The organism is Flavimaricola marinus, assembly GCF_900184895.1.
Classification (GTDB): domain Bacteria; phylum Pseudomonadota; class Alphaproteobacteria; order Rhodobacterales; family Rhodobacteraceae; genus Flavimaricola; species Flavimaricola marinus.
In genome coordinates this window covers 1-9,088 of the sequence record NZ_FXZK01000030.1, presented here as the reverse complement: position 1 = coordinate 9,088, position 9,088 = coordinate 1, and the positions used below count along the sequence as shown (strand labels likewise).

General features: G+C 60.8%; 8 protein-coding genes, 1 tRNA gene and 2 pseudogenes. 2 read left to right on the top strand and 9 right to left on the bottom strand.

Annotation, left to right across the window (positions count from 1 at the left end; all coding sequences use genetic code 11):
* Positions 1-282: 282 nt before the first annotated feature.
* The 4 genes and pseudogenes from LOM8899_RS22655 to LOM8899_RS22640 form a co-directional block, all read right to left on the bottom strand.
* A pseudogene (locus LOM8899_RS22655) lies at positions 283-1,107 on the bottom strand (transposase).
* A gap of 137 nt (positions 1,108-1,244) precedes the next feature.
* Positions 1,245-1,331, bottom strand: a tRNA-Leu gene (locus LOM8899_RS22650).
* 167 nt (positions 1,332-1,498) lie between these two features.
* A complete protein-coding gene (locus tag LOM8899_RS22645; protein WP_093994494.1) occupies positions 1,499-2,047 on the bottom strand; it encodes a tetratricopeptide repeat protein in 549 nt (182 codons plus the stop codon).
* 31 nt (positions 2,048-2,078) lie between these two features.
* Entirely contained in the window at positions 2,079-2,564 is a 486-nt protein-coding gene (locus LOM8899_RS22640) for an Lrp/AsnC family transcriptional regulator (RefSeq protein WP_093994493.1), read from the bottom strand.
* Positions 2,565-3,004: 440 nt separating this feature from the next.
* Here LOM8899_RS22640 and LOM8899_RS22635 point away from each other — a divergent pair, with 440 nt between their 5' ends.
* On the top strand, positions 3,005-3,751 hold the full coding sequence (locus LOM8899_RS22635; RefSeq protein WP_093994492.1) for a rhomboid family intramembrane serine protease: 747 nt from the start codon (positions 3,005-3,007) through the stop codon (positions 3,749-3,751).
* A 9-nt stretch (positions 3,752-3,760) separates the two neighbouring features.
* A complete protein-coding gene (locus LOM8899_RS22630; protein ID WP_093994491.1) occupies positions 3,761-4,150 on the top strand; it encodes a VOC family protein in 390 nt (129 codons plus the stop codon).
* Between the two features lie 21 nt (positions 4,151-4,171).
* Here the strand turns inward: LOM8899_RS22630 and LOM8899_RS22625 are convergent, their stop codons facing one another.
* The 5 genes and pseudogenes from LOM8899_RS22625 to LOM8899_RS22605 all read right to left on the bottom strand — a co-directional run.
* Positions 4,172-5,824 carry an AMP-binding protein gene (locus LOM8899_RS22625; protein WP_093994495.1) on the bottom strand — a complete coding sequence of 551 codons (1,653 nt, stop codon included), beginning with the start codon at positions 5,822-5,824 and terminating at the stop codon, positions 4,172-4,174.
* A gap of 216 nt (positions 5,825-6,040) precedes the next feature.
* Positions 6,041-6,922, bottom strand: coding sequence for a glucose-1-phosphate thymidylyltransferase RfbA (rfbA, locus tag LOM8899_RS22620; protein WP_093994490.1), 882 nt, complete (start codon positions 6,920-6,922; stop codon positions 6,041-6,043).
* A 35-nt stretch (positions 6,923-6,957) separates the two neighbouring features.
* Entirely contained in the window at positions 6,958-8,061 is a 1,104-nt protein-coding gene (locus LOM8899_RS22615) for a DUF1972 domain-containing protein (RefSeq protein ID WP_093994489.1), read from the bottom strand.
* 61 nt (positions 8,062-8,122) lie between these two features.
* Positions 8,123-8,533 carry a hypothetical protein gene (locus LOM8899_RS22610; protein ID WP_133065102.1) on the bottom strand — a complete coding sequence of 137 codons (411 nt, stop codon included), beginning with the start codon at positions 8,531-8,533 and terminating at the stop codon, positions 8,123-8,125.
* 434 nt (positions 8,534-8,967) lie between these two features.
* Positions 8,968-9,088, bottom strand: a pseudogene (locus tag LOM8899_RS22605) (integrase core domain-containing protein); the annotation flags it as partial.

Genomic DNA, 9,088 nt, shown 5'->3' with positions numbered 1-9,088 from the left:
GATGGTCGAGGCTTTCGCCCAGATCGACACGGAGGAGATCGACCCAATTCTCAGCATTGCCAAAAAAAACCGCCTGATCATGCCCTCAGGCCATCTCACAATTTAAACCACCTTGACGGACGCTACCTCCCCAAGGCCTACAGAAACGCTCTCGACATGGTCTCACGATATACTTGGCCCCATACAATTTCAAACTCAATGAAGGCTCAAGAAACCGAATTTCATCCTCTTAGCTTGTGAAGCGAAAGCCGAAAGCGCTAAAACTTAGCTTAGGGTCAGGAATCATAGCCAATAGATGGCGGTTGCCGCGAGTGCGATGGTCGAGAGGAAGGCTTTCGGGCACCTGTCGTACCGGGTTGCCACGTGCCGCCGGTCCCTCAACCTAGCGAACCGGATCTCAATGCGGTTGCGCCGCTTGTTGTATTTGACGGGCGTCCTTTGCTGCCTTCGTCCGGGGTTGAGGGGCAGTCATATTTGATCCAGTGGATCAAATCTGCCCTGATCGGGGCGCATCACTTTGTCCTTTAACGCACCTCGGAACCGATTTGAATCGTAGCCGCGATCCCCGAGCCGCTAGTCGACCCTTTGCCGGCTGCTCAACTTGGCCGTCGCGCCGATGTCGTCGCTGACCCGTCTGGCGGTGACGAAGGAGCTGAGTGGGCGACATTCGCCATTGTCGCTCGGACCAATGGCGCGACAAGGCTCAACTGTCACCGATGGCGTGCAGTCTCATGGTCGGGCCGTTCTTGGTGCGGCCAATCAAGCGCTCACGCCTTCCTTTTGACGGTCAAACTGGACGCCGCACGATTTACCTTCAGGTAGGTCGCGTCGACCAAGACCGTTTGCTTCTCGGCGTGATCCGCCGCCATGTCGGACATCATCTGAGCGAAGATGCCCTGTTCGTGGATGCACTCGATCCAGTGGCGATTGCCGCTCACCTCCAACGCGTCCCGTGGTTGTAGCTTGCCTTGTGCGAGTCGTATTCCCTGAGGGCATCCCGCCACCGCAAGCCATCGCAATTGGTGAAGACAATCGCATTTGGAACCCGACCACCATCTGCGCGAGGCTCGCCATGGAATTTTGTAATTAGGGCTCCAAACGGACCATCCGCGCATCGTTCAGCCAGAAGAGATCAGAGATGTCACCGCTCGTTTTTCGAACGCTCAATCACACTGCCAAGCGAAATCCAATGGGTCCTGACGCAAAAAAGAAAATTTTCAAATCAATATTCTAGTTCTGAAATTTGGTGCGGGCGGTGGGACTCGAACCCACACGGGGCTACGCCCCAACAGATTTTAAGTCTGGTATGTCTACCATTCCATCACGCCCGCAAAGGCCAACGAGGCTTTGCTCGAACCTGCCTTCTTCCATATTGTGATCGATTGCGAGAAACAATCCGCTTCCCAGTCGAAAGCCGATTTGACGATCAGTGGGAAATGGGCAGCCGTTGAGGGTGCCGGGTGAACGGTCGGATACTATCGCGTAGGGCAGAAGGCGGCTACAGTTCCTGCTCCGGCGGTCCGGTCAGCAAGCTGCGCTCCGCGAGCCACGGATTGAGCCGCAGCGCCTTGCGCAGGGATTGCTGCGCCGCTTCGTCCTGGCCCAAGCCCATCTGGCTCAGAGCCTTTCCCGTCAAGGCGCCGAGGTGCAGTGGGTCTATGTCGAGGGCCGCGTTCAGGTCGAGCAACGCCGCGCCGAACTCACGGCGCAAGAAGTTTGAGAAGGCGCGTTGGTTGTAGCCCTCGGCATAGTGGGGGCAGTACTCGACCAACTCATCCAGCAATTCGATGGACCCCTCGAAATTGGCCTCTCTGCGCAGGCGCATGGCGTCATCCAGCAGATCTTGCGCACGGGCGTCCGGCGCGACAAGCCATATCCGCCAGAGCTCGTCTGACAGGAGACGCGCATCGGTTGCGTCGCGCGATATCCTCAAGTCACGGTAAATTTGCGCTTTTTCGGCATCTCTGTCCGGAACGGCTGGGCAGCTGTCCTGAGCCAGAACAGGCGTTGCGATCAGGCAGAGTGCGAATGTGAGCCATGTTTTCATGGCGAAAAGGATGGGGTGAATTGGCGGCGCGTCAAGGACGGACCGGTGTAGCCAGCATGCCGTCTTCCTTGATCGTCTGCATCGCGACATATGTGGACGTATTGGAGACATGGGGCAGAGTCGAAATCTTTTCTGCCAGAACAGCGCGATAGGCCGCCATATCGGTCGTTCTGACCTTGAGAAGGTAGTCGAACGCGCCGGCGATCATGTGGCATTGCTCGACTTCGCCGACGCGGAGGATGGCGGTGTTGAAGGCGTTGAGGGCGGTTTCGCGGGTGTCGTCGAGTTTGACTTCGACGAACGCGATGTGGTTGCGGCCGAGCCGGATCGGGTCGAACAGGGCGCGGTAGCCGCGGATGACGCCGTTGTCCTCGAGCCGCTTGAGACGCGCCTGCACCGGTGATTTGGACAGGCCGATCTTGCTGGCCAGTGCCGTGACGCTGATCCGTCCATCAACCGCCAGAACGTCAAGTATCTTCTGGTCAAAGCTATCGAGTTCGGAAGTGCGTTTGGTCATCTCGTGCCGCTTCTACGGTTCGTTTGGCCCGAATTTCCGGGACTTGGTGGTAGAATAGACCAGAACGCCGCGTTTTCATAGATCGTTCAACAGGGGCCTTCGCGCTGTTCGGATGCCCATCGCCGCGATGGAAAACTGCGATATTGCCTGTATGGCGGACCTCTAGTCGCCGGCGCCGTGGGCCGTTTGTGGCGCACGCGACCGGGTTGGCGCGCCGGGGATTCAGCGTTTGCCAACCAAGGTTAACCCGACCATTCGGTGCAAATTCCGGCGATGGTATCGCGTCGGTATGACGTCGGTATCCCGGCGGTGTCATTTGCGGTGCTCTTTGGCGGGCCGAAATGGTTAATGCGGCGCACGCCGATGCTACGGATCGGTAGGGCAGGTGAACGGGATATATCAGGCTTGACCCGGTCAGACGCTTTGCGCAGGGTCGCGGGATGTTCCCTATTCGCGATCACAACCCGTCCCGTCATACGCCCTATGTTACATATGCGCTCATCGCATTGAACGTGGCGATCTATCTTTGGACAGTCGTCGCCGTGACGACGGACCGGCAACTTTATGACCTCTACTATTGCTGTGCCATGATCCCGGCGCGGATCACGGCGGGTGAGAATTACTTGTCGCTGGTCTCTTCGATCTTTCTACATGGCGGGTTCATGCATCTGGCCGGGAACATGCTGTTCCTGTGGATCTTTGGCGACAACCTCGAAGACGAGATGGGGCACGGGGGCTTTACCCTGTTCTATCTGGCTTGCGGCGTGGCTGCGTCGATGGCGCAGTGGGCGGCTGGGCCGTGGTCTCCGATCCCGACCATCGGAGCGTCGGGGGCGATTGCCGGCGTGATGGGCGGCTATCTGCTGCTGTTCCCCAAGGCCAAGGTCGATATCCTGATCATTCTGATCGTGTTCTTTCGGGTTATCCCCGTTCCGGCGTGGATCATGCTGGGGCTGTGGTTCGGCCTGCAACTGTTCAACAGCATCGGATCGGACGCGATGGCCGGCGGCGTCGCCTATTGGGCCCATGCGGGCGGCTTTGTAATCGGGGTGATCTTTGCCCTGCCGGTCTGGCTGCGCCGGGGCGCGACGCAGTTCTGGTCCCGGACGGATGGCCATCCGCCGCATCCGGAAACCCGCTATCCGCTGGCCCGATCGAATGTGCCGCGCGTGAAACGCTCCCGATAGGAGGACGATATGCCAAGCCTGATCCTTGATTGCGTCGGCGTGACGAGCACCGACATGCACCGGACGGTACAATTCTACGAGCTGCTCGGTTTCCGCTTTCCCGACATCGGACCGGAGGACATGCACCTAGAGGCAATCACCGAACCGGGTGCGGTTCGACTGATGATCGACAGCGCGGAGCTGGCGACCAAGTTGATCGGAGAGCCGCCGCGCCCGTCGAACGGCTCTGCCTTTGGAATGCTTTGCGCCGATCCCGCCGAGGTCGACAGGGTGGCCGCCGCGATTGCCGAGGCCGGTTTTGACCTGCCCACGCCGCCTTGGGATGCGTTCTGGGGCCAGCGCTATGCGACGGTCGCCGATCCGGACGGCTACCTGATCGACCTTTTCGCGCCGCTCTGAGCCCGCCTCTATGTCGGGCGCTTAAGGCGCGGACTGGCCCGCCGCCCGCGCCATCTCGCGCGCCCGCGCGCGCAATTCGAATTTCTGGATCTTGCCTGTCGATGTCTTGGGCAGTTCCTCAAAGAACAGCCGCTTCGGCGTCTTGAACCCCGCGAGCCGGCTGCGGGCGAAGGCGATGAGGTCTTCGGCCGTCGCCTCGTGACCCTCTTTGAGTTCGACGAATGCGCAGGGCACTTCGCCCCATTTGTCATCGGGCATCGCCACCACGGCGCAGAGGTTGACCGCCGCGTGGTGCATCAACGCGCCCTCGACCTCTACGGAGCTGACGTTTTCACCGCCCGAGATGATGATGTCTTTGGCTCGGTCGGAGATCTGCACGTGACCGTCGGGATGATGCAGCGCGATATCCTCGGTATGGAACCAGCCGCCCGCAAAGGCCTTTGCGGTGGCCTCCGGGTTCTTCAGGTAGCCCTTCATGACCGAATTGCCGCGCAAGACGATCTCGCCTTGCGTCGCCCCGTCGCAGGGGACGGGGGCGAGGTGATCGTCGACGACGCCCAGTGCCTCCATCATCGGGAAAATCACCCCCTGACGCGCCTGTATCGCCGCCTGATCGGCAGCGGGCAGGGCGTCCCATTCGTCGTTCCACAGGCACTCCGTCACGTGTCCGTAGGTTTCGGTCAGCCCGTAGACCTGCTTGACATGAAAGCCCAGCTTGCTGATCGCGGCCAAGGTTGCGGCCGAGGGCGGGGCGCCTGCGGTGAACACCTCGACCGTGTGATCGAAGGGCCGCTTGTCCGCCTCCTTGGCATTGACCAGCAGGTTGAGCACGATGGGCGCACCGCCGAAATGCGTGACCCCTTCGTCCGAAATGGCATTGTAGATCGCCGCCGCCGAGATATCCCGGCAGCAGATCACCGTGCCGCCGAGCACCGGCATCATCCAGGCGTGGTTCCAGCCGTTGCAGTGAAACAGCGGCACGATCGTCAGATAGCGCGGGTGCATCGTCAGCCCCCAGCTGATCGGCGTGCCCATCGTCATCAGATAGGCCCCCCGATGATGGCACACGACGCCCTTGGGCCGCCCGGTCGTGCCGGAAGTATAGTTCAGCGACAGGCTTTCCCATTCGTCCTGCGGCATCAGCCATTTGAAGTTGGCGTCTCCTGTGGTCAGAAAGCTCTCGTAGTCGGTTTGCTCGCCGATCCCTTTCACCCCGGCCTCGCTGTCCGGCACTTCGATCACCAGCGGGTGCGGCCCGCTCATCTGACTGATGGCCTCCATCGCCAATGGCAGGAACTGGCTGTCGGCGAGCAGGACCTTGGCCTGCCCGTGTTCGAGGATGTAGGCGACGGTGTCCACGTCGAGCCGGGTGTTGATCGTGTTGAGCACCGCGCCGCAGGCCGGCACCCCGAAATGCGCTTCGACCTGGGCGGGCACGTTGGGCAGCAGGGTGGCGACCACGTCGCCCGGCACCACCCCGGCTCCGGCCAGCGCGGAGGCCAGTTGCGAGACCCGGCCGTGATACTGGGCATAGGTCCAACGCTGCGCCCCGTAGACCAGCGCCTCACGGTGGGGGAAGACCTCCTTGGCCCGTTCGAGATGCGACAGCGGCGTCAGGGGGACATAGTTGGCGGCGCATTTGTCCAGCCCGGTTTCGTCAGCCATCCAGCCCATCAGTGCCTCCTCCACAAGCGCTCCGTTCAGGTTCGACCAGCGTGGCGCGGCCTGCGCTGCAAAGCAAGGAAAACGGTGAGGGCGCGCGCCGTCCCGGCGGGGGTGCCGAGTGGGGAGCGGCCCTCCGGGGGGAGTTTTTCCGCCAAGATGAAGGTGCCGCCGGAGTGAGGCGACGTCCGTGGGCGAGGTATCAGGCTGGGCCGGAGCGGGTGGGGCCTACTGCTTTATCCCTGCGAGCCGGTAGAGGTAGGCGCCGTAGGCGGTCTTGCGGAACAGGTCGGCGCGGCTGACCAGATCGTCGCGGCTGATCCATTTCTGCTCAAAGGCGATTTCCTCGGGGCAGCCGACCTGCTGGCCCTGCCGTTCCGAGAGCGTTCGCACGAAATTGCCGGCGTCGAGCAACGACCCGTGGGTGCCCGTGTCGAGCCATGCGTAGCCGCGCCCCATCTGCTGCACGTTCAGCGCACCGTCGGCGAGGTAAAGCTCCAGCAGGGAAGTGATCTCAAGCTCACCACGGGCGGAGGGCTTGACCTCTTTGGCCCGCTTGGGCGCGTCGCCGTCGAGAAAATAGAGCCCGGTGACCGCAAAGTTCGATGGCGGCACCTCGGGCTTTTCGATGATCGTCCGCACGGTCCCGTCCGGGGCGAAATCGACCACGCCGTAGCGTTCGGGATCGGCGACCTGATAGCCGAAGACCGAACCGCCCGACGGCTGTGCATCCGCCGCCCGCAGGATGCCCGGCAGTCCGTGCCCGAAGAAGATGTTGTCGCCCAGAACCATCGCGGACGGCGCGCCGTTGAGGAAGTCTTCGGCCAGCAGATAGGCCTGTGCCAGCCCGTCTGGGCTGTCCTGCGTCACGTAGGTGAGCGACAGCCCCCATTGGCTGCCGTCACCGAGGGTGCGTTGGAACTGCTCCTGATCCTGCGGGGTGGTGATCACGCAGATCTCGCGAATTCCCGTCAGCATCAGAACCGACAGCGGATAGTAGATCATCGGCTTGTCGTAGATCGGCAGCAGCTGTTTCGACACACCCATGGTGATCGGATAGAGCCGGGTGCCGGATCCGCCAGCCAGAATGATGCCTTTGCGTTGTATCATTTACTCGAACCTCTTCTATTCTGTCGTCGGCGATCTTATGCGCGCGCTGTGGTGCGGATAAGGTCGAAATAGGCCTCTCCTATGGCGGCCCATGTATAACGCTCTTGCGCAAGCGCTTTCATCGCGGCCCCGTTGGCGGCGAGAGTGCCGGGATCGGTATTCGCCAGCTTTGCCCGCAGGTCGGCGGCGTCGCTGAAGAACAGCGCCTTGTCGTCGGTAGAGTGCCGGTTGAACATGCAGTCATAGGCAAAGACCGGCACGCCGAAGTGCATCATCTCGACCAGTGACGGGTTCGTCCCGCCTGCGGAGTGCCCGTGGATATAGGCCGAGGAGCCGGCCCGCAGGGTCTTGAGCTTGCCGGTGTCGTAGATCGGATCGAGGATGCGCAGGCCGGGCGCGTCCTTGTAGCGGGCCTTGAGGTCGGCGCCGTAGGCGCTGCGGTCCCAGTTGCCGACGCAGACGAGCGGGAAATCGGCATTGTCCGCAAACGCCTCGAGCATCATGTGCACGTTGTTCTCCGGCTCGATCCGGCAGACGTTGAAGGCGTATCGGGCGGGTGGGACGATCTCGGTCAGGGGCGCGGCCTCGGCCTGCACCGCGTGATCGCCGCCATAGGCGATGACGGCGCAATCGGTGCCGTATTCGGCGCGAACATAGTCCGCGATGGCCCCGTTGTCGGCAATCACCCGGTGCGAGAGCTTGACCGCGATCGCCTCACTGGTCTTGAGGAACTTGCGCTGGAAGCCGCCCCACTTGTCCCGCTTCCATTCGATCCCGTCGATATTGGTGATGATCCGGGCGCGGCTGATCAGCCGGATCAGCGGCAGGATCACCGTGCCGGAGACCCCGAGGATCAGGATCGTGTCGGTGCCTTTGAGCACGGCCGAGAGCATCGACCACATGTCATAGGGGATCGACTGCGCCCCGTTGGCGTTGAGCGGGACGTAGCGCAGATCCATGTCGAGGTAGCGGTCGGGCCCTGTGTCGTATGCCTTTGCCGAGCAGTAGACCGTCACCTTTTCGGGAGCCTTCGAGTCATGGTGGAACTGCGCGAGGTTTTCGACCAGCGTCTCGAAGCCACCGTAGTTGGCGGGCACGCCGACGGTGCCGATGATCGCGATGCGATGCGGGCGGCTCATGCGGTGGGGTCCCCATAGCCAAGCAGGTGCATGGTTTGGGTTGAAGCGCCGTGGGAACAGTTCATGACAGACGCCGCCTGATAGATTGAAGCATGTTCTTGCTGCGTCGCGCGTTCAGAAGAACGGCGAGGCCCGTCTTCAGAGCGAATCCCAGCATGAATAGGCTGTGTCTCAAAACCGAGTTTCTTTGGCCCGAAGGTTCATATCCCCAAACGGCCATTTCTGACTTCGCCACTTTTTCACACAATGCTTGCTCCGCCTTGCTCAAGCCGCCTTCGCGCCAGCGTTCGATCCGACTTGCATCCACCCCAAGCGTGCTGTGCCGATCCTCGCCGGTTGACGAGCCAATCTGGCTGACCAACAGCATTGCAGGCTCGAAATGGATATCAAAATATAGAATAGCGCCCTTTATAACCATGCGAGCGGCACGCTCGCGCAATTCTGTAGAATACTTGTTCGTTGTCTTGCTCATGGTGCTCCATCCTACTCAAGAGTTGGAGCCTCCGGCAAACCTGGCGCGCTTCAGATTAAGCTCCGCCAATGCCGGTTCACCAAAGGTGTCACCTGCGCGGCGCATTTGATCTTGACTTCTCTAGCCTTGACCGATTTATGGTTTGTCATAGCTGTCGTCAGTTCGGAAGTAGATCTACATCACGTGCATGTTCAACAGGTCACTTGCGGCATAGATCAGGTCACATCTTTTTCGTTTGCGTTTCACCCTGACCGCTGAGCGCATCCCATTGAAACAAAATTTGATCGAATTTCTGTGAGCTAATTCAGAAAAATCGGACACTAACGTAGTCTGCCTCCACCAAGTAGTCTGGATTGGATGTCACGGCATGGTTGGCTTGTGGTCTATCGAGACGAATGTTTCTGGGCGTGACCAGCTCCCCTTGGAGACCTCGCCTATAAGTTAGCTCTGTTCGGGGTTTGGTCCTTCTCTTGACCGTTGGTGATACTCCCGCGGGGAGAGACCGTCGAGGCTCGAGTGCGGGCGGTGATGGTTGTAGTCGTCGCGCCATGCCGC